A 23,274-nucleotide genomic window follows, 5' to 3' on the forward strand; every position below is an offset into this window, starting at 1 on the left:
AAAAGAGCAGACAGCTCCTTTATAAGGATTCTATCTGCTCTTTACTATTTATCTCTATACTATTCTGCTTTATCTTCGCCAGCAGTTTCAGCTGCAGCGGGTTCAGCAGTATCTTCTTCTGTTGGCTCTTGCGCTGCTGGAGGTGAAATACGGACAATCAAAGTGTCCTCAGGCGTCAATACTTCCCAGCCTTCATGCTTCGGCAAATCAGATACCAGCAATTGATCACCAATATCTAGTCCACTGATATCCACTTCAAAGGATGCAGCTATTTTATCTGGAAGTGTGCGAATATCCAGCTCATGCAATTCAATTTGTTGCACGCCGCCGCTCTTCACACCTACTGGTTCACCTGTAAAGTGGAACGCTACTTTTGTATCCAATTTGGCCTTCATATCAATCTGCTGAAAATCAATGTGCAGCAGTTGTTTAGAGATTGGCTGACGTTGGATTTCTTGAATAACCACGTTCTTTTTGCCCGAGTCTGGCAATTCCAAAGTAAGAACAGCCCGTGGGTTGCTGGCTAAAATACCTGAAATTGTCTTAGCATCCGCTGTAAAGGACTGGCTATCTGAACCTGCACCGTACACGACTACCGGTACAAAGCCTTTTCTGCGCTGTGAAGAAGTCGAGCCGGATCTTTCTGTCAAACGTACTGTTGTATTCACGATGATTCCTCCTAAGTAGGGATTTTATACTAGACCGATTAGATATGTACGCCTAACCTAACCACTCTCTAATTACCCCATTGACCTGGCTTTGAAACCTCTCAAGACTTTTGAGCCCAGGCAAAAATAAGGTCAAATTGTATTATTATACAATTCAACATTAATTATTCATGTCTTAGGAGTAAATCATTGCTATATTTGTGACAACTATCAAACTAAATGACAAGCTACAAAATGGTTACTGCCAACATCACGAAATACCGGGATTTCAGATCTGCAAACCTCTTGCGCAAAGGGACAACGGGTATGGAATTTACAGCCAGAAGGCGGGTTTACCGGACTCGGAATATCTCCCTTAAGTACAATCCTTTCCCTTTTCAGCTTTGGAATAGGAATCGGAACAGCCGACAGCAGCGCTTTGGTATACGGGTGGAGCGGATTCTTAAACAGTTCATCTCTTGATGCCGTCTCCATCATAGAGCCCAGGTACATGACACCGATTCTTGAACACAAATGCTCCACAACACTCAGGTCATGGGAGATAAACAAATACGTTAACCCTCGACTCTGCTGGAGCTTACTGAATAAATTAATAATCTGTGCTTGGATGGAAACATCCAGTGCTGAAACTGGTTCGTCTGCAATAATCAGCTCAGGATTCAAAACAAGCGCACGGGCGATCCCGATCCGCTGCCGCTGCCCCCCGGAGAATTCATGCGGAAAGCGATCAATATGATAAGAAGATAAACCGCAAGCCGCTAGCGCTTCAAGCACCAGATCTCGCACCTCGGACCTTGAGCATAAACCATGATCCAGTAAAGCTTCACCAATGGCATCACCTATACGAACCCGTGGGTTAAGAGAGCTATAAGGATCTTGGAAGATCAACTGCATTTGGGGTCTAATATTGCGCAATTCAGCGGGAGACAGGGAGTGAATGTCTATCCCTTTGAATTTGATCTCACCTGCCGTTTTATCCGTTAGCCGTAAAATCGTCCGTCCGACTGTACTTTTGCCGCTCCCAGATTCCCCTACAAGCCCAAACGTCTCCCCAGGTTGAAGTGTGATGCTAATATCATCAACAGCCTTCACATGCCCAACGGTTCGATTAAGCAGCCCCTTAGTAACAGGGAAATATTTCTTTAAATGATTGACCTCAAGCAGTGCTTCAGGCATGAACAACCGCCTCCTCATACAACCAGCAAGCTACCTTTTGTCTGCTGGCCACCTCTTTAAGCCGGGGCTGCTGGCTGACACATACAGGCATGCAATGCTCACAGCGGTCATGAAAATAACAAGAGGGCACCAGCTCAAGCGGATTTGGCACTTGACCTGGAATGGAATACAGCTCATCCTGTCGCTGATTGATTACCGGCTTCGATTTGAGCAGCCCTTTTGTATAGGGATGTTTGGGGTTGTTGAACAATTCAACAACCTCCCCCTCCTCCACAATCTTTCCGGAATACATAACAATCACATAATCGGCCATCTCTGCCACTACGCCAAGATCATGGGTGATTAGTAGAATGGACATGCCCGAGCTATCTTTAATTTCACGCAGCATATCCAGAATTTGCGCTTGAATCGTTACATCCAGCGCCGTGGTCGGTTCATCAGCAATCAATAGCTTTGGACTGCAGGCAATGGCAATAGCAATCATGATCCGCTGCAGCATACCTCCACTTAATTCATGCGGGTAACTATCAGCAATTTGCTCTGGTCGTGATATGCCTACCTGCTTAATCAGTTCAATCGCCCGGATACGCGCCTGTTTCTTGTTCATCTTCAGATGTACAATCAGCGGCTCCATGATTTGCTCACCGATCTTGATTACAGGATTAAGGGAGGACATGGGCTCCTGAAAGATCATCGCGATTTCATTCCCGCGGATGGTTCGCAGTGTGTTTTTGTCCATTTTCAACAAATCCTCACCCTGAAAATCAATTTTCCCTTGGGCTACCTTGCCCCCTGGTTCCTCGACAAGTCCCATGATGGACATCGCAGTCACGCTTTTGCCGCAGCCTGATTCTCCAACGATACATACCGTCTCTCCCTCGCGAACACGGAAGCTTACATCATCAACGGCTTTCACTTTTCCTTCTTCCGTGAAGAAGTATGTACTTAGACCGTCTATATTCATTAAATCACTCATCTGAGGGTCACCTACCTCTTCTGTTTAGGATCAAGCACGTCCCGGAGTCCGTCTCCAAAGATATTGATCGCGATCACTGTCGCAAAAATCGATAACCCTGGTGGAATCCACAGCCACGGCCGATCCTGAAAGTCGATCATATTATTCGCAGCATCAATCATATTGCCCCAGGTTGGAGTTGGCGGCATAACACCTAGCCCAAAAAAGCTAAGAACCGATTCACTCAATATAGCGCCACCGATGTTAAGTGTAGCCATAACGATCAGTAACGGAACGATATTCGGCAGCAAATGATTAAATAATTTACGTCGGTCACGGAGGCCTAATACTACCGCCGCCTGCATAAACTCACGTTCACGCAGGCTAAGCATTTGCCCCCGTACCATACGTGCCATACCCGGCCAGCTAACAATACTAAGCATCAGCATAACGATATACATCCGATAATCCGTTGGAATCTTCCACTCCGATAATAACGCACCAAAAATAAAGAGCAGTGGCAGACTCGGGACCGTCAATAAAAGATCCGCAATCCGCATAATGATTTGATCGGCAATACCGCGGTAATACCCAGCAATAGCCCCCAAAAGAGCACCGATGAACACCGAAAGAACCATTGATGCTAGTCCTACGGTCAGTGAAATGCGCCCCGCCTGCATTACCCGGGTCAGAATATCTCTGCCCAATGCATCAGTGCCCAGCCAATGCTTCATATTGGGTGCCTTGTTCATCATAGCCATATTAATTTTGTTATCCGTATAAGGTGAGAACAGCGGACCAATAAAACAAAGCGCAAACATAAAGATCACCACCACAAATCCGGATACCGCCAGCTTGTTCTTCAGCAACCTCCGCATAGATTGCCGGAATAAAGAGGATTTTCCTTTGGTGGTCTGCGGCTTCGCAATCCCAGCTACATTACTTTGAACTGCCACGTCAGCTTCCTCCTCTCTATAGCCGAACTCTAGGATCGGCAATCCGGTACAAAACATCCGAAAGCAACGTTCCTATGACGGTAAGTATGGCAATAAACATCGTAAAGCCCATCAGCAAAGGATAATCCCTTAGTCCGAAGGACTGCATATACAGTTGGCCAATCCCAGGCCAATTAAATATTTTCTCAATAATAAGTGATCCGCCAAATAGTGCTGGAAGCTCAAAACCAACCAGTGTAATTGCGGGCAGCAAGGCATTACGTAAGGCGTGTGTAAAGAGCACCTTGCGTTCTTTTAGGCCTTTGGCGCGTGCCGTACGGATATAATCCTGTTTTAAGACATCAATCATATTGCTGCGGAAATAACGGGTGAGCGAACCTAATCCCAGAAGGGTCATAACCACAACCGGCAGGGTCATATGCATTACGATCTCCTTAAAGTAAGCCAAACCCGTAGCATTACTCCCCGTAGTGATTATTCCACCTGGAGGCAGCCACTTGAGATCGACGGCCAGGATTTTGATCAGGAATAAGCCTATAAAAAATGACGGCAGCGACATTGCTGCAAATATAGCGATCATCACGAGTGTATCGAACCAGGAATATTGCTTATAGGCAGAGATGACGCCAATAATGACCGCAATCACCCACGTTAGAAACGTAGATACGGCAGCCAGCAAAAAGGAATTCCAAATATAATCATTAAAAAGCTGCAGCACAGGCTTTTGTTGGGCTAAGGAATACCCGAAATCACCATGCACCGCATTCTTCATCCAGATCCCATACCGTTCAAGCACAGGCTTGTTTAAGCCGTAGATTTCACGAAGCTCAGCTTTGCGTTCAGCGGTCAATTTAATATTTCCGGTTATGAAATCACCGGGAGTTGAAGCATACAGACAGAAGATCAATAATGATGCCGCAAATAAGATGATGACCATGTACAACAGTCTTTTCGATAAATAAGCGCTCATGACAGACTCCTTATGATTCGTCCCCTGCCCTTGAATCCAGTCAGGGCAGGGGACACTGGTTTATTTATTTCAGGCTCCAAGTTGGCAGACTGCCAGCAAGACCGATGAACGGGCTGACCGAGAGATTCTCAATACGTCCGTTATAGGCGTATACCGTCTTTTTGTAACTTGTGAAAATAATAGGCAGTTCATCATTGAAAAGCTGATACAGCTCTTTATATACCGCTTTGCGTGCCTCAATATCAGTAGTGGCCAAGGCTTTGTTGTACAGCTCTAGGAATTTCGGATTGTCATAATCCGTGATTTCTCCATCGAAGAATTGCATGAACCCGTCAGACGGATCAGTCAACATGCTTGTGGAGAAGGATACGAGATCGTAGTCCCCACCTTCTACTTTCGATACCAGTGAGTTAAAGTCTGCGAAAACCTCAGGCTGGAATTCGATACCCAGCGCTTCAAAATTCTCTTTAGCTACAGCAATGAAAATATCTGTGTTTTTACTCTTCGAACCGAGGTAATGGATGGACAGCGGTTTGCCATCTTTTTCACGGATCCCCCCCGCGCCTACCGTCCAGCCAGCTTCATCGAGCAATTGTTTTGCTTTTTCCGGATCATATTTGTAAGGATTAATACCTTCCTCAGTGTAAGACCAGGAAATCGGCGATGCCGGGATGTTAGCAATAGAACCTGCACCTTGTGCTGCATCCACATAAATACTCTGACGATCCAAACCGTACACAATAGCTTGACGTACAAGCTTATCCTTGAGCTGCTCATGCTTCAGGTTAACTTGCAAGTAACCATAGGTGCTTGGAGTGTATGGAATAATATTCACAAAACCAAGTGCTTTCAGCTTCTCGATATTCTCGTCTGTCGCACTAAAGGAAGCGTAGTCCACTTCACCAGTTTCTACGAACTGCCATACGTCGCCTTCCGTAGTTTTGTAGATGAAATGCTCCGTCTTTGGTTTACCTTTGAAATAATTCTCATTCGCTACAAAACGCACTTCTTGACCTGGAATAAATTTCTCCAGCTTGTAAGGTCCATCGCCAAGTGGCTTCTCATGCAGCTTTTTAATGTATTCAAGATTTCCAATTTTATAGTCCTTGCCATAGTAAGCTTTCGACAGTACATTCGAGCCGAGCTGTACCAGCGCCGTTGCGTTTGGTTGCTCAAGGGTTGCTGAGATCGTCTGTGGATCAATTACTTTAATGCCCTCAACTGTAGGGGATGTACCTTCCTTATAGGCTTTGCCGCCTTTAACATTTAGCGATGGAAGCTGGGAGCTACCGTCATACGATTTGTCGTATTGGATCGTCCATGTAAATGCCACATCATCCGCTGTTAACGGTGAACCGTCGCTGAATTTCAAATCTTTTCTCAAGTGGAACGTGTATGTAAGCTGATCATCTGAAACATCCCAGCTCTCCGCAAGCTCCGGCGTTGGAACGCCTTTGTCATCAACAGTTACGAGAGAAGCGTATAGCAGTGAAGAGACATTGCCATCATAACCACTTTGTTGAAAATAAGGAGTGAACGCTCCGCTTGGGTCCGTAAGCCCGACGATAATGGTATCTGTACGTTTCTGGGCCACCGCTGGAAGTTTGGATAAATCCGTGGCAGTAAAAGGTTCGCTTAGAGCACCCGCAGGAACAATCTCTGGTGCAGTGGTTGCTTCCACGTTGGTTGAATTGGAGCCTGCAGCCGCATTGTTTGCGGATGAGGATTCGTTATTACTGTTGTTAGCGCAAGCAGAAAGTAACAGTGACCCCGTAAGCAGTAATGAAGTGATTACAATCGCATTTTTTCTCATGTACCTATCTCCCTTTTCTCTCTGATAGAATAATAACTATAATTCCTACCCGTTAAGTATGAATAACATCTGATGTTCATTATAGAAAGGTTTTCGAGTTCTGTAAAGAGAGAACTTCAAAAAAATTCTCCATAAACAGAATTAGGCGATAATTAAAACAAATAAAAAAGCCAAAACCCCTCTCTGCATAAGAGAAGCCCTGGCTTTCAGACGGTTATTTTTTTTCAAAATCATTATTTCAAATACTCGAATAGCTGCTCATTCATCCGATGAATACCTTCAAGACGCAGACTGTATCCGGTGACATTCTCTCCTTCAATATAGGCATGAAGCAAACCTGCACAACGAAGATTAAAAATATGATCATGCACAATCCCCTTCGAGATCCCCGCATGCTTAACAATTTCGGTAAACGTCTTACGGCCATCACTAAGGGCTTGGAGGATTTTTAGCCGGCTTTTTTCACTCAGACTACGGATCGCTCTGTACATAAAAGGGGAGATTTCCTCATTCTCCATCGATATCCACGCCGCATAATGGCAGATCGTTAATTCCCCATAGCAATAGATAATATTAGCAGGCTGAAAATGATACTGTGGAATCAGTACGAGCTTCTTAAGCCCATCCGTAGGCATGAAGTAAAATCCGTTGGTCGTCTTGTTCACGAAATCCGCAGTGTCCAGTTCATTAAGCTCCGTGTTCTTCGAATCCGCATGCTGCTGCAGTTTGCTCAAAATCGCAGGATTGCATTGGCTAAAGTACTGGCGGTTCCACTCGGAAAGTAAAAATACTACGCGGTTACGGTAATCCTCCATATGGCTTGGAAATACCTTTACATATTTTGATAAGGTCTCATATAACTCACCAACCGATAACCGTTCAATCCAGTTCAACACACTGTCTACATCATCCTTAAATGGACAACAGTAAATGAGCAGATTCAACATTTTCCACTCATTGTTTAGTTCGGTTTCTTTCAGACGGGATAACAGCTCTTCACTGAGCGTGCTTTCAATTTCATTAGCCCACGCTACCCCTAAATCAATCTTCTTATAGGATTTTTTGCAGAGATAAGTATGTAAGCTGTTCAACAATTCATAAATCGATCCAAATTCAACCTCAACCTTGTATTCCACAATGATTCCTCCTGCTAGCGGTTCTTTTCAGTAGTGAGATATTCTCTTAATCTTATTGTATTATCCTGAGAATACGCAAGCTACTCTATAAACGGGAGTGTATAAAAATTCATTAGCTGCTGTTTCAGCACCGAATTTTCTGCATTTCACGTTGATTTAGCTGTCATTTCCGCGAGCGTGGGCGCTATCGGACACAGCTGAGCTTGTGCTAATAGCGTCTGCCGTAGGCTTCAGCGCGAGTTCAGGACTCTGCGCTATCGGACACAGTTGACCTTATTCTAATAGCGTCTGCTCGATCCGCAGGCTTCAGCGGAAGATCAGGACTCTACGCTATCGGACTCAGTTGACCTTGTGCTAATAGCGTCTGCTGGGTCCGCAGGCTTCAGCGGGAGATCAGGACTCAGCTCTATCGGACTCAGTTGACCTAATTCGCAGTATTATCTCCTTTTCAGCATGCTATCGGACTCCATAGGCACTATGGGCATTAAAAATACCTATTTCGTGCCTATTCCAAAGGAATAGCTGCTCTGGTGTCCGAAAATTTACTCAAACGGCTAAATATGTGCAAATAGCGTCTGCTGGGTCCGAAAGCATCAGTGGGAAATTAGAACTCTGGTCCGAAAGGTTCTACGGAGGATTAGGATCCTACGCTATCGGAAACCTATCGGACACGTTGACCTTATTCGCAGTATTATCCTTTTTTTGCGTGCTATCGGACTCCATGGGTGCTATTGGCATAAAAAACACCTATTTCGTACCTATTCCAAAGGATTAGCTGCTATGATGTCCGAAAATTTACTCAAAAGACTAAAAATGTGCAAATAGCGTCAGCTGGGTCCGAAAGCATCAGTGAGGAATTAGGATTCTGGTCCGTAAGCTTCTGCGGAGAATTAGTATCCTACGCTATCGGACACAGTTGACGTTATTCGCAGTATTATCCCATTTTTTGTGTGCAATCGGACTCCATAGGCGCTATTGACACTATAAATGCCTATTTCGTGCCTATTCATAAGGAATAGCTGCACTGGGGTCCGAAACTTTGCTCAAACGGCTAAATATGTGCAAATAGCGTCTGCTGGGTCCGAAAGCATCAGTGAGGAATTAGGATTCTGGTCCGTAAGCTTCTGCGGAGAATTAGGATCCTACGCTATCGGACACAGTTGACGTTATTCGCAGTATTATCCCATTTTTTGTGTGCGATCGGACTCCATAGGCGCTATGGGCATTAAAAATGCCTATTTCGTGCCTATTCATAAGGAATAGCTGCACTGGGGTCCGAAAATTTACTTAAATTACTAAAAATGTGCAAATAGCTTCAAATGGGTCCGTTAGATTCCGCGGAGGAATAGGACAACCAAGGGTTCGGGGTTACGGGGTTACGGGGTTCTGGCATTTCGGGGTTCCGGGGGTTCCCAGCGTTCCCAGCGTTCCCAGCGTTCCCAGCGTTCCCAGTTTTCAGCTTACCAAAACAAATACTCGAGGTTAGTTAACTCTCACTTGCTATATTCTGCTTGACCAAGTTGCCCACATGAACAAAAAATACAGCGCAGCGATCCACGGGTAACAAGGAAAGCAACATTCAGCCCGAAGAACAATCAATCTGGTTCGTTCCTCGCTTTTTGCAATTCATGGTAGTAAAATATAGGCAATAACTAATTAGGAGTGAAGCCATAAGATGCAAATTCAAAATGAAAACGGACGTTTTTTTGTTGCTAATGACGGTAAGGACCTTGCCGAAATCACATACAGTTTGGATAAAGAAACCGGGGAATTGGTCATTGACCACACTCGTGTCTCCGAAGAACTGCGCGGGCAAGGTACTGGACAAAAGCTTGTACGTGCTGTTGTGGACAAGGCTCGGAATGAGAATTTAAAAATTGTACCCGTGTGCTCCTATGCTGCGCATCAATTTGAGAAGCACCCGGAGTACAAAGACGTGCTGAGCGGGAATACTGGCGGGAGAGCTTAAAACCTGCTCCCGTTTCCGCGAAGCTTTTTTAGTAACTATGCGAACTTATAATAGTTCAAATACACTTTAGGGGGAAACGGGTTTGACGACTGCCGACACTTTTAAGAATATTGAGGAATTGCAACAACGCTGTGAGCAATATGAAGGAATCTCATTAAAACTGAATTGGGATATGCTCCGCCAGCCATCAAGCGCAGGTGATACGGAATGGCTTGTGACTTATGAGGACGAATTACTGGTCGGTTTCTTGGGACTCTATGGTTTTGGAAGCGATATGGAGGTCTGTGGCATGGTTCGGCCAGGCTACCGTCGACGCGGAATCTTCACCTCTCTGTGGAACCGAGCACAAACCATAATCAAACGCAATAAAGTCTCTACTCTTCTTCTAAATGCACCCGCCGCTTCTTCATCTGGAACTGCTTTCCTGCAAACCTTGCCTCTACAGTTCAATCACGCTGAATATCAAATGAAATGGGATGGCAATTCCATGGTTTCTTCTGATGTTAGCTCAGCGACAGGGACTGTGGTCTTACGGCCAGCTCGTGAAGAAGAGGCACACATTCTGGTCGAACTGGATTGTGGAGGTTTTGATATGAAGACAGAAGATGCTGCCGAGCAGTATGAGTTGCACAAACAGGAAGGTATGCAAGAGAATATTATGATCGAGATGGATGGCAGGCCTGTTGGGAAAATGCGAGTGTGGACTGAAGATAATGAATCTTGGATCTATGGATTTACAGTCGACAAAAAGCTACGTGGGCTTGGCATTGGCCGCAGCGCCCTTCTTCAGACCATCGAACGAGAGCGCCAAAATTATAATGGTGTAAATCTGGAGGTCGCACTGGATAATCCCAATGCACTTAAGCTGTATGAGAGCTGCGGCTTTGTCATTCAGAATAAACAGGATTATTACCGATTTATCGGCTAATCCCCCGACCTAACTCTTGAGATTTTAATAAAGCAGTAACAATAAGACCTCCTTACTTGCTGGTGTTCTAACCTGCAGATAAGGAGGTCTATATTTATTATAGTAAATAATTCGCTTCGCCTCTCTCATTTCTACGATCGCTGCAGCTTAAGGAACCGTCAGCTAACACTTCACGCTCAAGAAATACGGATAACAAACGAACATAATCCAGTGACTCCATAAGCGAGATTGCCTCTCCAGCAAAGCAGTATTTACGTCCATCCAGCAGCGAGAAAACTTCCACGGTCTCCGCTGGCTCACCATAAGCATGATGGCAAAAAACATTGGCCATATGCATAAATCCAGTGATGATATCCTCATTGCCATTAACCATAAACTTCTGAATGTTCACGCTTCGGCCACTTAGTGAAGAGTTCCAAGCCAGTTGCGTAATCATCGATAACTCCAAATTCAACGCTGGAACTGGGACATGCCACTGTTCATATAACATCACTGGAATCTCCTGTAGATGATTGCTTGAAACGATACGCATAAGCTCATCAGCTACACTCGTTTTGATATCCCAATATTGCAAAAGGGAGGGAAAAGCATCTCCCCTAGGAGGCCACCGTCGCTCTAACAGAAATTGTATAGGTGTCTCTCTCCGCACTTCCGGCAGCAGACTATAGAAGTCATTAAGCGTATGCCCCACAGCATATTGAACCTGCTGGCGCCAACGTGGGAGACCCGTCGCTTGAGCTCCGCTAGCTAAATTCTCAGTCCCGCCCAGCATAATATGCTCCATGCGATAATCGTGCAGCCGTTTATACGGAGGGGTATGTACAGCCCTTGCTTTGTTAAACCAACTTCCCACTGGCCCCCCCATCTTAGGTTACCGCCATACAGGCTTCGATGAATTGACGTCCGAATTGACGGCAGGCTTCTTTTTCTACAGCATTAGGGCCATACTCAATCTTTAGGCTATCTTGCAAAATGACTGCTCCACGCTCCTTTAACTTCTCCTCGATAACATCCACTGCCCCACAATAAATGGCGTAGCCTGTATCCCCACTACCAAAAACTGCTGACTTCATGGCAGTCAAATCAAGTTCATCCATCTCCTCATAGAAATCAAGAGATTCATCCGGCAACTCTCCGTCTCCCCAAGTATATGCCCCTAGCAGAACGCCTTCATATGATTTTATCTCAATCGCATTACATTCAGTGACCGACTTCAAAACAGCCTCACCGCCTGCTTGGCGTATTCCTTCTACAATCAATTCAGCCATTTCTTCAGTGTTGCCAGTTAAACTAGCATATGCCACAAGCACTTTAGCCATAAACTCCTGTTCCTCCCCTACTAACACCTTAAATTTAAATCATATACGCTTCACCTCATTCTATTTGATAATGATTATCATTGTCAATAAATAAAGTTAAAAAAACGCAAACTCCCCGTTATTACACACGGTTGAAGTTTGCGCTCCGTCTCATTTTTCTTAAAAAGAAGCTTAATAAGCACCTTCCAGCAAGGTTATGTGATTCCCATCAGGATCACGAAAATTCATTTCTTTACCCCCATATTCCATCGTAACAGGTGGCTGACAATCCAGTCCCTTAGCTTTCAACTGCTCGTATGTCTCATCAAGATTATCACAGCCGAATACTAAATTAACAAAACCTGTCGTAAGATTTTCCCACTTTGCAGCATCCCAAATAATAATTCCCGGCTGTTTCTTGTCAAAACCAAGCTTTGCCCCGTCGAAATTACCGTAACCTTCGAAAGGCATAGGAATTCCTAGTACCTCCGTATAAAATTTAGCTGACGCCGCAGTATCTTTAGTGTAAATGTTAGTCCCTTCAAAAGACGAAATCATAACTTGTCCCCTCTCATTTTCATAATATGTCTCATTTCTTACATGGGTTTAGTCTAACAAGGTTAACACGCTTTGTATTGCAAAATTACGACATTCTTCGGCCTGCATAGACCAAGGCTTCAAGTGGGGTTCTTCCAGCATATTTTTTGAAATTATTGATAAAATGGGACTGGTGACTGTAACCATACGCGAAAATAAGATCCTGCATATTCTTTGTCTGCCCAGGTAAATGACACATCTCCCGCCATACATTCTGAAACCGCACGAGATCTGCTGTTTTTTTGGGCGATACACCTATATATTCTTGAAAAAGCCGTTCAAGTTGTCGTCTGCTTAAATTAGAACTGGTCTCCAAATCCTCAGCGGTCACAATCCCTTTTTGTTTAACCATAGTATAGACTGCATTCATCATCCGATCGTTAGTCCGCCCTCTACGCTCAAGACGACGAAGCAGATAGGCTTCAGCGGCTGCAATCCTTTCGTCCATCGAGTTTACTTTCTCCAATAGATGACCAAGCTCTTTTTTAAAAGTGCCAAAATATTGTTCTACATCGACATGTGCATTCAAGACATTCCGCAGATGATCATCTGCAAAAAAATGAACTGCCCAGAAATGAAATCGGATCCCAAAGGTTGAACTCCCCCCTGGCTTTCTGTCTGAAGAGACTTCAAATGGAGTGTCATTGATGCCGGAGAAAAAAGTATTTGTATTGCCTGATACCCTATCCAAATCCCAAATAATATCCATGCAGGTGTCCGGAATTATTGTCTCCGTCTCAGGTTGTTGTATAGACTCCACATCTACAGAACCCCAAAAACAGCGAATAAACGGCTGCAAGGCATGGCTGGGCAGAAACTCACTAGTGTGGTTGGGTTTTGCAGTTATAGGGAAATACAGCGGTGAGAGATTGAACATAGCTTTAGTTCTCCGATCGTAAATAGGGTAAGGATTCTACTATATGATCATACACAATCAAGTCTTGCGGCACCAGTTGAATAGCCGCATAAGCATGGAAATATTATACACCTCATTAGCATTGGACAAAATGATTGGTGAAGCTGGCTGAGGCGTAATTTGTTTGTAGCAATCAGGTGAAATGTTGTACAATAAAGGCTAAATGAATTTTTTTGAAGGATGGATTAAATCATGTATATAGCGAGCGATTGGAAAGACTATGAAGTAATTGATACAGGCGGTGGAGAAAAGCTCGAACGCTGGGGCGATATTATCTTGCGTCGTCCTGATCCACAGATTATTTGGCCTCTAAATAATGAGACCGCTAAATGGCGTGATGTGCACGGACATTATCACCGTTCCTCCGCTGGTGGCGGACAATGGGAAATGAAAAAAACCATTCCGGACGATTGGAAGATTAGCTATGGTAATTTAAAATTCCACTTACGTCCTACAAACTTCAAGCATACAGGACTATTCCCTGAACAAGCAGCCAACTGGAGCTGGATGATGGACAAGATTGCAGCGGCTAACCGTCCAATCTCAGTGCTGAATCTTTTTGCTTACACAGGTGGAGCTACTGTGGCAGCGGCGAGTGCCGGTGCGTCTGTCGTTCACGTGGATGCAGCCAAAGGTATGGTGCAGTGGGCGAAAGAAAACGTTCAACTGTCTGGTCTTGGAGAACGTCCAGTCCGCTTTATCACGGATGATGTATTCAAGTTCGTACAACGTGAACAACGCCGCGGAAGTAAATATGATGCGATTATTATGGACCCTCCTTCTTACGGAAGAGGACCTGGTGGAGAAATGTGGAAGCTTGAATCAAGCTTGTACCCTTTCCTTGAGAGCTGTATGGAGATTATGAGCGACAACCCTTTGTTCATGCTCATTAATTCCTACACCACTGGTATTTCTCCAACTGTACTGCGCAACATGTTGTCCATGACCATGGGCAAACGTTATGGCGGAAAGCTTACCTCCGGCGAAATCGGTCTTCCGATCACCTCCTCCGGCATGAACCTGCCATGTGGTATCCTGGGTCGCTGGGAGGCGTAAGCCATGACACAGCATAGTTCCGGCAACAATGAGGCTGTAAGCGGCGGATCACAACGCTTTGAAGTGTTGTACGAAGACAACCATCTTCTGGGGATTGTAAAACCCGTGAATATTCCTGTTCAGGAGGATGCAACAGGCGATCCTGACCTGCTGAACCTGCTGAAAGAAGATGTGAAGGAACGTTTCAACAAACCCGGCAACGTCTATATAGGTCTGGTCCACCGTTTGGACCGACCGGTTGGGGGAGCAATGATTTTTGCCAAGACTTCAAAAGCGGCTTCAAGACTATCCGAGAGTGTCCGTACTCACGGTTTTCATAAGGTGTATTTAACAGTCGTGCATGGTAAACCGCCAGCCACTCGTGGCCGTCTTACAGATACGCTGCTTAAAGACGCAAAGAGTAACACCGTCACCGTGGTTCGAAAAGGAACTCCCGGCAGCAAGGAAGCAATTCTGGATTACACAGTGCTTGACAGTGCAGAAGGATACAGCCTGCTTAAGATTGATTTACTTACAGGGCGTTCCCACCAAATTCGGGTGCAACTAAGTTCGATCGGCTGCCCATTATACGGTGATCAGAAGTACGGGGCTTCAGTGAACAAACCGGGGCAACAAATTGCGTTATGGTCAGCACTTGTAGGATTCCCTCACCCTGTTACTAAAGAAGAAGTGGAACTCATCTCTCTGCCCCCACAAACCCATCCTTGGGATCTGTGGCCGCGGGAAACACTAAAAAAAGGGCTGTTCTAAAGCAGCCGTTTCTAGGCATTGAAACGATCCCTGTTATTTAAAAACGAGGCAGTGATTCTCCGGTTAGTGGAGAATCACTGCCTCGTTTTTGGTTCTGCGTCTGCTACTTGAACAGACTATGGAAAGAGGGTCCACGCACGCTGAAGTGTTCTTCCTAGCTCCGCAGGATATGCTTAGTCCGATTATTCCAGCCGGGCATTGAATATCCCTTTGAGATTAAACATCATTTTGAGATTAAACATCATTTTGAGATTAAACATCTCTTCTACCTTCCAACCTGAACTTAGCCAACTGATCCACCGCTCTGTTTAGCAGTGGATCAGTAGTGGATCAGCAGTGGTTCAGCAGTGGTTCAGCAGTGGTTCCTAGATGGAATCTGAAATGAAAAGTAAGATAACTGCATTCTATACACTTATTCCGAATAAAAAAGCAGTAGATCGGATTTTAAGTGTACTTTTTACAATTAAAAATCAGGGAAACTGCAAAAAGAGAAGTAAATCAAGAAAATAGTTGTATAAAATACAGTTATATTTCATCAATCGAGTAATTAGCAAACAATAGCTGTACAAAATACAACTAAATGCATCTAGATGCATCTAGGTGCCTCTAATTGCTCTAAAACACTCTAAATGCTTCTACATACTCTAAATGCACTAGTGATACAGCAAAGCTATTTGCTTCAAGGTGTAGAACCCTCCGGTGTAGTTGTAACAACCATTTTGCCCATTAAGTAGAGCAGTAACTGTTGGTTATGAGAGGAGATCGGATCAAGCGCTTCCGCAAAAAAATCACTGCGGATCTTTAGACCACGTGCAGTTTCTTCCTTTCCAGTCTCCGTTATGCTCACCCATACAATCCGCCGGTCCGAAGCATCTCTTTCCCGCACAATAAGCTCATGCTTCTCCATCCGATCAAGTAACATCGTAACCGCTGCAGGACTGGTCGCCAAATGTGGAGCCAGATCAGAAGGCTTCATGGCGTCGCGTTCCTGAAGCAGTTCAAGTACAGTAAGTTGGGCATCCGTCAGCGTTGGAGCAAGATTACTGTCCATATGTAATTTATAATCTTTTAAAATCTTATGCCAAATTTTACTGAATTCAGAAGCATGCACACTTATTCCTTCCTTTCCTCGCGGTTCTATCCGGTATATCTACATTTTCGCGAAACAACTTCCATTTCCTGCAAAAGAAGAAAAAATAAATCTGCCGGACCTTCAGCATAAAAAAATAAAAAACGACGCTTAGTCAACCCTCCAAAAGAGCGGACTAAACGCCGTTATAAAATCACTTGTTAATCGCTAGTTTTAATGAACCGATGGGAAAAGATTTATGATCTCATCCTTTTTCTCCACAGCTACAATCTGTTTGCCTGTAGAACGACGCTCGCCCAGCGGCGCTGATTCAGAGGAGAACGTATGGTGGGCATTCTCACGAGTAACGGCATTCAGTTCTAATGGCTCCTTGCAATAGAAAGCCCCTGCTAACCTGCTGCCATTTGGACGTATTCGTTTGCCTTCCTTGAATTCGAAGGTTGGCATTCCTTTGCCACCACGGCTTTGTGATGGATAATCCACAAGTAATGAACGTTTCGCATAACCAATATCAGAAATAGCAAGGATTTCGCCTTCATCTTCGCTGACCCAGAAGCAGGAAATCACCTCGTCGCCCTCGCGCAGCTGAATTCCTCTTACACCAGATGCAACGCGACCCATAGGGTTAACCTCATTCTCATGGAATCGGATACTCATTCCCTCACGGGTAACCAGCACAATGTCCTTGTCATTCGTACTGGAAGCCACTGTAATGATCTCATCACCCTCGGCTACCTTACAGGCCGCTACAGCTCCAGAACGGCTTGTAGAGTATTCCTTGAGCTCTGTACGCTTCACCTGACCCCGACGGGTGACGAACACAAGACTTTGCTGCGGATCATCTAGATTATTAACCGGAATCACACTAACGATTCCATCTCCTTTAGACAATCCAATGACATTCACAATCGCTGTACCAGGCTCTTTCCATTTAAACTCCGGAATCTGGTGCACAGGAAGCAAGAAGTATTGCCCCTTGCGGGTAAATACCAGCAGACTGTCACGGGTATTCACATCCAGCAGCCTGACGATATGGTCGCCTTCTTTGACGCCTGAGGTATGACGCTCCCCACCTGAACGGGTGAAGGAAAGCATACCAGTCCGCTTAATATAACCATCTGCTGAAAGAGCAACTAGCACATCCTCCGCGTTGACCAGCGCTTCAAGGCTAACCTTGAGCTCCTCTACTTCGCCTTGGATCAGAGAACGGCGATCAATGCCGTATTTGTCGCGAATCTCCAGCAGTTCCTTACGGATTACAGAAACTAGCTTTTTGTCGCTTTCCAAAATGCCGCGCAGATGTGTAATCTTTGCCATCATTTCATCTAACTCTTTCTGGAGTGAAGTGATCTCCAGATTGGTCAGACGATACAATTGCAAAGTAAGGATCGAATCGGCTTGGCGTTCACTGAAGCCGAACATCCATACGAGATTGTTCTGAGCATCTTGACGGTTTTTCGAAGCTTTGATCGCAGCGATAACCTCATCCAGGATGTTCAGTGCTTTAACTAAGCCCTCTAAGACATGAGCACGGTCTTCTGCGCGTTCCAGATCGAACTGGGTGCGATGAGTCACAACTTCACGCTGATGCGCGATATAAGCTTCCAGGATGGCTTTTAGACCAAGCTGCTGAGGCGCTTTGTTAACAATAGCAACCATATTGAAGTTATAGGTGATTTGAAGATCGGTTTTTTTGAGCAGATACGCCAACACGCCTTGAGCATCAGCCTCTTTTTTGAGTTCGACTACAATCCGCAATCCCTCACGGCCGCTCTCATCACGAACCTCGGCAATGCCATCGATCTTTTTCTCCAGCCGAATATTCTCCATGGAAGTAACCAGCCGTGATTTTACAATCTGGAATGGAACTTCCGTAATCACGATTTGCTGCTTGCCGCCCCGCATATTCTCAATCTCTGTCTTGGAGCGCAGGTAAATACGGCCTTTACCTGTGCGGTAAGCATCCATGATGCCGTCTCCGCCCATGATCGTGCCGCCTGTAGGGAAATCCGGACCTTTCATAAAGGTCATAATTTCTTCCAGCTCAATATTTGGCTTCTGCATCACTGCGATACAAGCGTCAATTACTTCACGCAGATTATGTGGCGGAATTTCAGTAGCAAAACCCGCAGAAATCCCACTCGTGCCATTTACGAGCAGATTCGGATACCGGGAAGGAACCACAACAGGCTCTTTGGCGGTATTGTCAAAGTTATCTTTAAACAAGACGGTCCGCTTCTCGATATCACGCATCATCTCCATTGCAATGGGAGACAGCCGTGCTTCTGTATAACGCATTGCCGCAGCTGGGTCATCGTCCATGGAGCCCCAGTTGCCGTGACCGTCAACTAGCACATGCCCCATCTTCCAAGGCTGTGCCATACGTACCATACCATCGTAAATAGAGGAGTCACCATGTGGATGGTAATTACCCATTACATCTCCGACGGTTTTGGCTGACTTGCGGTATGGCTTGTCAGGTGTGTTGCCGGAGTCGTACATCGCGTAAAGAATCCGGCGCTGCACGGGTTTAAGTCCATCACGGACATCGGGGATTGCCCGGTCCTGAATAATATATTTTGAATACCGACCAAAGCGGTCACCGACGACCTCTTCCAGAAATGCCGGCAAAAATTGTTCTGATAAACTACTCACTTTGCTCACCTTCTGTTCCTCAAACTGCCCGTTTTAAAATAGTGTGGTGATTCTCGGGTACTTCAGGGATTTTTGGAATTCCGGGCACTATCGCTCCTACAGTTCCAAAAATCTTCTTGGTCCCATAAATCACCAAACTCTTAGAAAATCGGGATTATCGTCACTTGCAGCACTGACATTACTCTACAATTTCGGTGAAATCGACATTTTCAACAATCCAGCGTTTACGTGGATCGACTTTGTCACCCATAAGTGTTGAAACACGGCGCTCCGCCTTAGCGGCATCCTCAATCTGTACCTGAAGCAGCGTACGCGACTCTGGATTCATCGTTGTCTCCCACAGCTGATCAGGGTTCATCTCACCCAACCCTTTATAACGCTGAAGCTCGAAGTTTTTGCCGAATTCCTTTAAGTAATTTTGCAGCTCTTCATCACTCCAGGCATACCTTACGGTCTCCAGCTTACCCGTTTTGCGGGTCAACTTATAAAGTGGAGGCTGAGCGATAAAGACCTTGCCTGCATCTAATAAAGGCTTCATATAACGATAGAAAAATGTCAGCAGCAGCACCTGAATATGCGCTCCATCGGTATCGGCATCGGTCATAATGATAATTTTGGAATAATTGCTGTCTTCGACAGTGAAATCCGGACCAATTCCAGCGCCTATCGTAGAAATAATTGCTTTATACTCGTCGTTCTTCAGGATGTCCAGCAGCTTAGCCTTCTCCGGATTCATCGGTTTACCTTTTAGCGGCAATATCGCTTGAATCTTAGAGTCACGGCCTTGCTTAGCCGAACCACCCGCGGAATCACCTTCCACGATGAACAGCTCCGTACGTGTAACGTCCTTTGATTGTGCAGGAGACAGCTTACCGCCAAGATTCGAGCTTTCGCTGCGTTTCTTGCCTGTGCGGATCTCATCGCGGGCTTTACGTGCCGCTTCCCGGGCTTTCGACGCTTGAATCGATTTCTTCAGCAGGCTCTGCGCAACTTGTGGATTTTCTTCCAAGAAACGCGCCATATTTTCAGAAACAATATAATCTACTGCACTACGGGCGGAAGCACTGCCAAGCTGATCCTTCGTCTGTCCAACAAATTCAACCTCGGACATTTTTACACTGATGACAGCCATCATACCTTCCCGCAGATCATTACCTTCCAGGTTTTTATCCTTTTCTTTAAGCAATTGCGTGCGGCGGGCATATTCATTTAATACACGAGTGTACGCAGTTTTAAAGCCGGTCTCATGTGTGCCCCCGCTGCGAGTTGGAATGGAGTTTACGAAGGAAGCCAAGGTTTCTGTGTAGCCTCCGTTGTATTGAAGAGCTACTTCTACCTCGATATCATCCTTTTCTGCACTGAAATGAATAACATCATGGAGAACATCCTTACCTTCGTTGAGGAACTGCACAAATTGACTGGCACCACCTTCATAAAAGAACTCATCCTGACGGTTGCTCCGCTCATCTTGCAGTGTAATACGCAGACCGGAATTCAGAAAAGCAATCTCCTGAACCCGCTCTGCCAGCGTGTCATAATTCAGAGCAATTCCATTTGGGAAGACACGAATATCTGGCTTGAAAGTAATTTTCGAACCAGTTTTATTGGTGTTACCCAAGATTTCAAGACCAGTTACAGGTTCGCCGACATGCTCTTTGCCCTTCTTGTCCACCCAGTACTCAAACCGCTGACGATGGATTTTGCCCTCACGATAAATTTCTACTTCGAGCCATTCAGACAAAGCGTTTGTGACAGAAGCCCCTACGCCATGCAAACCGCCTGATTTTTTATAACCCGATCCACCGAACTTACCGCCCGCATGCAAAATTGTAAATACAACTTGCGGTGTAGGTACCCCTGTCTTATGCATTCCAGTCGGGATCCCCCGTCCATTATCGCTAACGGTTACCGAGCCATCCTTGCGAAGCAGTATGTCAATCTTTGTACAATACTTGGCTAAATGCTCATCTACGGCATTATCTACGATTTCCCATACTAAATGATGTAGTCCTGAAGAACTCGTACTGCCGATATACATGCCAGGTCGTTTGCGTACTGCAACCAGACCCTCGAGCACTTGAATGTCGTCAGCATCGTATCCAGTACGGCCATTCTCGCCGTTATTAGAAACTTCAGCAAACATATCGATCTGTTCGAGCATTCATGCTCCTCCTTCTTTTCTCTATACTAAGAAGAAACGGCTTGGCCGTCCTTTTTGTTAAGAACGGTATCCGTTACTGCCAAAAACCTAAGGATAGAATATAACGTGAAATTATACTCTCCTATATTTCTAAGAAATGCAAACAAACGTTTTGGTCACTTTGTTCATTCTAATTCAAAATATCCCTTTTCGTAAAGACGGCGAATGAAATGATCACCGAAGCGGCTCCCCATACAGCCAGCACAGCCATGGAAAATGACAAGGACATCCCTTCAATGGGGGCGGGAGTACCAGACAAATAGCTGGTCAGTCCAAGATTTACCATAAATAAATATTTCGCTGTTGTCCAGGCAGAGGCCATATTGGTCAGTATACTACCTGCAATCAACGCGGCCATCATAACTACTATACTCGCGGCAGTACTGCGAACAAGCACCGAGATCATGAATGCGAGCAGTGCAACCACTACGCTGACGAACCAAATCAAACCACCTTGCATAAGCATATATTTCCACTGAGGCACTGCATGTACAGTAGACATATCTAGCGAATCACCACTGATTTTAAAGCCTGTGAAAACAGGAATGTTAAAGCCTTTAAAACCAAAGGCGAGACCAGAGATAAAGTAGCTGATTGCAAATGTGGAAAGTACGATAAGCGAGACAAACATTAGCAGTGCTGTCATTTTGCTAAAAAGCACCTTCCAGCGCTTGACCGGCCTAGTCAACAGCATTTTGATAGTTCCAGTTGTCCTTTCGGCCGAGACCAAATCTGAGGCCACCGCCATAATAAGCAACGGAATAAATAATGTAACCGAATTATCCATAAATTCACGGGTAAAGGTAACCCCGCTAGGTTCATTCGGATTAACGTCATGGTGAAGATAATACTGAAGCTGTTGTACAAATATTCGCCGATAAGTCTTCCATTCCTCTGGAATCCGGTCACTTCCCAGTGAATTTTGATTATCGATAATCTGCTGCTGGATCTCAAGCCGCCAATCGGAATTAAACTTCTCCCGGCTCCGTTCGGCTGAACGCATCTGTGCATAGGTGAACATAGGCACCAGTACAATCAGAATCAGCAGTATAACATAAAACCGTTTCTTTTTTATAATCTTCAAGCACTCATTACGGATTAGCGGAAGCAAGTTACTCAACATTCTCACCCTCCGTTAGTTTCAAGAATAGCTGTTCCAGTGTCGGATTAATTTTATGCACAGCCCTCACCTCGATTTCAGCAGTAACCATTACGGCGACAATCTCGGGGATCAGATCCTGATCCATGATCGTTATTAAAGAATTTGGGCCCATCCCTGCAATAATTGAGTCATCTAATGTGACGTCTTCCAGTTTCTGAATCTGAATATCTGAACGATCAGCCAGCATTTCCCGAGCCTCAGCAAAAGGCTCCAGCTCCCAAAGTACATACGGTGAATTACGAGCGATCAGCTCATCTACCGCACCAACAGCCAATACACGCCCTTTACTAATTATCGCTACACGGTCGCAAAGAAGTTGAATTTCGCTTAGCAAATGGCTCGATACGAACACCGCCAGCCCTTCATCCGCCAGCTTGCGAATGAATTCTCGCAGCTCCTTAATACCTTTAGGGTCAAGTCCATTCGTCGGCTCGTCCAAAATAAGCAGCCGTGGACGTCCCAACAGTGCCTGCGCAATGCCTAATCGTTGTCTCATCCCAAGCGAGTATGTACTTACCTTATCATGTATCCGCTGATCTAATCGAACAATATCTACCACTTCGCTAATACGTTCATTGTCTACACCAGGCTGCATCCGGGCAAAATGCTGCAAATTCTCCCACCCGGTCAAATAGGTATATACCTCAGGATTCTCAACGATAGAGCCTACATATTGCAATGCTTTTTCCGGATTTCGGTTCACATTGTACCCACATACTGTAATCTTGCCCTCAGTAGGACGAATCAAATCCACAAGCATGCGGATCGTGGTCGTCTTCCCAGCGCCGTTAGGGCCGAGAAAGCCGAAAATCTCCCCTTTTCTCACATCGAAAGTAACATCATCTATTATCCATTTCCGTCCTATTTTTTTACGTACCCCGTCCACAGACAAGACGACTGTGCCGGAGTCTTCACTATTCGCTTTTGTCATATTTAATTTAGCTCCTTGTGACTGTCATTTTCTCGGTTTGTACTTGCT

General features: G+C 45.2%; 20 protein-coding genes. 4 read left to right on the forward strand and 16 right to left on the reverse strand.

Annotated features, from left to right (window positions below):
* Positions 1 to 59: 59 nt before the first annotated feature.
* From NYE35_RS21010 to NYE35_RS21040, 7 genes are all read right to left on the reverse strand, one after another.
* Entirely contained in the window at positions 60 to 668 is a 609-nt protein-coding gene (locus tag NYE35_RS21010; RefSeq protein ID WP_051491406.1) for a 50S ribosomal protein L25, read from the reverse strand.
* A 210-nt stretch (positions 669 to 878) separates the two neighbouring features.
* On the reverse strand, positions 879 to 1,844 hold the full coding sequence (locus NYE35_RS21015) for an ABC transporter ATP-binding protein (RefSeq protein ID WP_036685744.1): 966 nt from the start codon (positions 1,842 to 1,844) through the stop codon (positions 879 to 881).
* Positions 1,837 to 2,820: an ABC transporter ATP-binding protein gene (locus tag NYE35_RS21020; RefSeq protein ID WP_036685742.1), complete on the reverse strand. Its 984-nt coding sequence runs from the start codon at positions 2,818 to 2,820 to the stop codon at positions 1,837 to 1,839. The genes NYE35_RS21015 and NYE35_RS21020 overlap by 8 nt, the downstream gene beginning before the upstream one ends.
* Before the next feature lie 11 nt (positions 2,821 to 2,831).
* Positions 2,832 to 3,755, reverse strand: a complete 924-nt coding sequence (gene opp4C / locus NYE35_RS21025) for an oligopeptide ABC transporter permease (RefSeq protein WP_036685740.1) — start codon at positions 3,753 to 3,755, stop codon at positions 2,832 to 2,834.
* Positions 3,756 to 3,771: 16 nt separating this feature from the next.
* Positions 3,772 to 4,725 carry an ABC transporter permease gene (locus NYE35_RS21030; protein WP_341122013.1) on the reverse strand — a complete coding sequence of 318 codons (954 nt, stop codon included), beginning with the start codon at positions 4,723 to 4,725 and terminating at the stop codon, positions 3,772 to 3,774.
* Positions 4,726 to 4,789: 64 nt separating this feature from the next.
* Positions 4,790 to 6,538 carry an ABC transporter substrate-binding protein gene (locus NYE35_RS21035; RefSeq protein WP_036685737.1) on the reverse strand — a complete coding sequence of 583 codons (1,749 nt, stop codon included), beginning with the start codon at positions 6,536 to 6,538 and terminating at the stop codon, positions 4,790 to 4,792.
* 233 nt (positions 6,539 to 6,771) lie between these two features.
* Positions 6,772 to 7,674 (reverse strand): ArsR/SmtB family transcription factor, encoded by a 903-nt coding sequence (locus tag NYE35_RS21040; RefSeq protein ID WP_038572383.1) that lies wholly within the window; start codon positions 7,672 to 7,674, stop codon positions 6,772 to 6,774.
* 1,675 nt (positions 7,675 to 9,349) lie between these two features.
* Between NYE35_RS21040 and NYE35_RS21045 the strand changes: the two genes are divergently transcribed.
* Positions 9,350 to 9,643, forward strand: a complete 294-nt coding sequence (locus tag NYE35_RS21045) for a GNAT family N-acetyltransferase (RefSeq protein WP_076104469.1) — start codon at positions 9,350 to 9,352, stop codon at positions 9,641 to 9,643.
* Positions 9,644 to 9,725: 82 nt separating this feature from the next.
* Positions 9,726 to 10,571, forward strand: coding sequence for a GNAT family N-acetyltransferase (locus tag NYE35_RS21050; RefSeq protein WP_036685729.1), 846 nt, complete (start codon positions 9,726 to 9,728; stop codon positions 10,569 to 10,571).
* Between the two features lie 97 nt (positions 10,572 to 10,668).
* Here NYE35_RS21050 and NYE35_RS21055 read toward each other — a convergent pair whose 3' ends face one another.
* From NYE35_RS21055 to NYE35_RS21070, 4 genes are all read right to left on the reverse strand, one after another.
* Positions 10,669 to 11,424: a hypothetical protein gene (locus NYE35_RS21055; protein ID WP_176462674.1), complete on the reverse strand. Its 756-nt coding sequence runs from the start codon at positions 11,422 to 11,424 to the stop codon at positions 10,669 to 10,671.
* A gap of 13 nt (positions 11,425 to 11,437) precedes the next feature.
* A complete protein-coding gene (locus tag NYE35_RS21060; protein ID WP_076104467.1) occupies positions 11,438 to 11,890 on the reverse strand; it encodes a flavodoxin in 453 nt (150 codons plus the stop codon).
* 171 nt (positions 11,891 to 12,061) lie between these two features.
* The gene (locus NYE35_RS21065) at positions 12,062 to 12,427 is read right to left on the reverse strand and encodes a VOC family protein (protein ID WP_076104466.1); all 366 of its coding nucleotides are present in this window, start codon (positions 12,425 to 12,427) and stop codon (positions 12,062 to 12,064) included.
* 85 nt (positions 12,428 to 12,512) lie between these two features.
* Positions 12,513 to 13,343 carry a helix-turn-helix domain-containing protein gene (locus tag NYE35_RS21070; protein WP_076104465.1) on the reverse strand — a complete coding sequence of 277 codons (831 nt, stop codon included), beginning with the start codon at positions 13,341 to 13,343 and terminating at the stop codon, positions 12,513 to 12,515.
* A 231-nt stretch (positions 13,344 to 13,574) separates the two neighbouring features.
* Here NYE35_RS21070 and NYE35_RS21075 point away from each other — a divergent pair, with 231 nt between their 5' ends.
* The gene (locus tag NYE35_RS21075) at positions 13,575 to 14,438 is read left to right on the forward strand and encodes a class I SAM-dependent methyltransferase (RefSeq protein WP_341122014.1); all 864 of its coding nucleotides are present in this window, start codon (positions 13,575 to 13,577) and stop codon (positions 14,436 to 14,438) included.
* Positions 14,439 to 14,441: 3 nt separating this feature from the next.
* Complete coding sequence (locus NYE35_RS21080) at positions 14,442 to 15,188, forward strand: RluA family pseudouridine synthase (protein WP_076104464.1); 747 nt, start codon at positions 14,442 to 14,444, stop codon at positions 15,186 to 15,188.
* A 679-nt stretch (positions 15,189 to 15,867) separates the two neighbouring features.
* On the opposite strand, the gene NYE35_RS21085 is transcribed toward NYE35_RS21080, so the two are convergent.
* From NYE35_RS21085 to NYE35_RS21105, 5 genes are all read right to left on the reverse strand, one after another.
* The gene (locus NYE35_RS21085; protein WP_036685713.1) at positions 15,868 to 16,299 is read right to left on the reverse strand and encodes a MarR family winged helix-turn-helix transcriptional regulator; all 432 of its coding nucleotides are present in this window, start codon (positions 16,297 to 16,299) and stop codon (positions 15,868 to 15,870) included.
* Between the two features lie 192 nt (positions 16,300 to 16,491).
* Entirely contained in the window at positions 16,492 to 18,933 is a 2,442-nt protein-coding gene (gene gyrA / locus NYE35_RS21090; RefSeq protein WP_036685712.1) for a DNA gyrase subunit A, read from the reverse strand.
* Positions 18,934 to 19,111: 178 nt separating this feature from the next.
* Positions 19,112 to 21,094, reverse strand: coding sequence for a DNA topoisomerase IV subunit B (gene parE / locus NYE35_RS21095; RefSeq protein WP_036685709.1), 1,983 nt, complete (start codon positions 21,092 to 21,094; stop codon positions 19,112 to 19,114).
* 169 nt (positions 21,095 to 21,263) lie between these two features.
* On the reverse strand, positions 21,264 to 22,253 hold the full coding sequence (locus NYE35_RS21100) for an ABC transporter permease (protein WP_036685819.1): 990 nt from the start codon (positions 22,251 to 22,253) through the stop codon (positions 21,264 to 21,266).
* Positions 22,246 to 23,226: an ABC transporter ATP-binding protein gene (locus NYE35_RS21105; RefSeq protein ID WP_036685707.1), complete on the reverse strand. Its 981-nt coding sequence runs from the start codon at positions 23,224 to 23,226 to the stop codon at positions 22,246 to 22,248. Before NYE35_RS21105 ends, NYE35_RS21100 begins: the two co-directional genes overlap by 8 nt.
* Positions 23,227 to 23,274 lie beyond the last annotated feature (48 nt).

It is taken from the genome of Paenibacillus sp. FSL L8-0494 (assembly GCF_038003695.1).
Taxonomy (GTDB): Bacteria; Bacillota; Bacilli; order Paenibacillales; family Paenibacillaceae; genus Paenibacillus_AQ; species Paenibacillus_AQ odorifer.

Excerpts from the sequence above, each read along its gene's own strand:
- NYE35_RS21015 (WP_036685744.1), bottom strand. The coding sequence starts at position 1,844 with ATGCCTGAAGCACTGCTTGAGGTCAATCATTTAAAGAAATATTTCCCT.
- NYE35_RS21020 (WP_036685742.1), bottom strand. The coding sequence starts at position 2,820 with ATGAGTGATTTAATGAATATAGACGGTCTAAGTACATACTTCTTCACG.
- NYE35_RS21030 (WP_341122013.1), bottom strand. The coding sequence starts at position 4,725 with ATGAGCGCTTATTTATCGAAAAGACTGTTGTACATGGTCATCATCTTA.
- NYE35_RS21035 (WP_036685737.1), bottom strand. The coding sequence starts at position 6,538 with ATGAGAAAAAATGCGATTGTAATCACTTCATTACTGCTTACGGGGTCA.
- NYE35_RS21045 (WP_076104469.1), top strand. The coding sequence starts at position 9,350 with ATGCAAATTCAAAATGAAAACGGACGTTTTTTTGTTGCTAATGACGGT.
- NYE35_RS21060 (WP_076104467.1), bottom strand. The coding sequence starts at position 11,890 with ATGGCTAAAGTGCTTGTGGCATATGCTAGTTTAACTGGCAACACTGAA.
- NYE35_RS21065 (WP_076104466.1), bottom strand. The coding sequence starts at position 12,427 with ATGATTTCGTCTTTTGAAGGGACTAACATTTACACTAAAGATACTGCG.
- NYE35_RS21070 (WP_076104465.1), bottom strand. The coding sequence starts at position 13,343 with ATGTTCAATCTCTCACCGCTGTATTTCCCTATAACTGCAAAACCCAAC.
- NYE35_RS21075 (WP_341122014.1), top strand. The coding sequence starts at position 13,575 with ATGTATATAGCGAGCGATTGGAAAGACTATGAAGTAATTGATACAGGC.
- NYE35_RS21080 (WP_076104464.1), top strand. The coding sequence starts at position 14,442 with ATGACACAGCATAGTTCCGGCAACAATGAGGCTGTAAGCGGCGGATCA.
- parE (WP_036685709.1), bottom strand. The coding sequence starts at position 21,094 with ATGCTCGAACAGATCGATATGTTTGCTGAAGTTTCTAATAACGGCGAG.
- NYE35_RS21105 (WP_036685707.1), bottom strand. The coding sequence starts at position 23,226 with ATGACAAAAGCGAATAGTGAAGACTCCGGCACAGTCGTCTTGTCTGTG.